The organism is Pseudomonas sp. RA_35y_Pfl2_P32 (genome assembly GCF_963970735.1).
GTDB lineage: Bacteria > Pseudomonadota > Gammaproteobacteria > Pseudomonadales > Pseudomonadaceae > Aquipseudomonas.
In genome coordinates this window covers 1-255 of sequence record NZ_CAXAQF010000432.1, presented here as the reverse complement: position 1 = coordinate 255, position 255 = coordinate 1, and the positions used below count along the sequence as shown (strand labels likewise).

Genomic DNA, 255 nt, shown 5'->3' with positions numbered 1-255 from the left:
CCTTCGTACTCCTCCGTTACTCTTTAGGAGGAGACCGCCCCAGTCAAACTACCCACCATACACTGTCCTCGATCCGGATAACGGACCTGAGTTAGAACCTCAAAGTTGCCAGGGTGGTATTTCAAGGATGGCTCCACGCAGACTGGCGTCCACGCTTCAAAGCCTCCCACCTATCCTACACAAGCAAATTCAAAGTCCAGTGCAAAGCTATAGTAAAGGTTCACGGGGTCTTTCCGTCTAGCCGCGGATACACTG

1 rRNA gene is annotated in these 255 nt (G+C 52.2%); it reads right to left on the bottom strand.

Annotated features, from left to right (window positions below):
• Positions 1-255 (bottom strand): 23S ribosomal RNA (locus tag AACY45_RS29035); the annotation flags it as partial.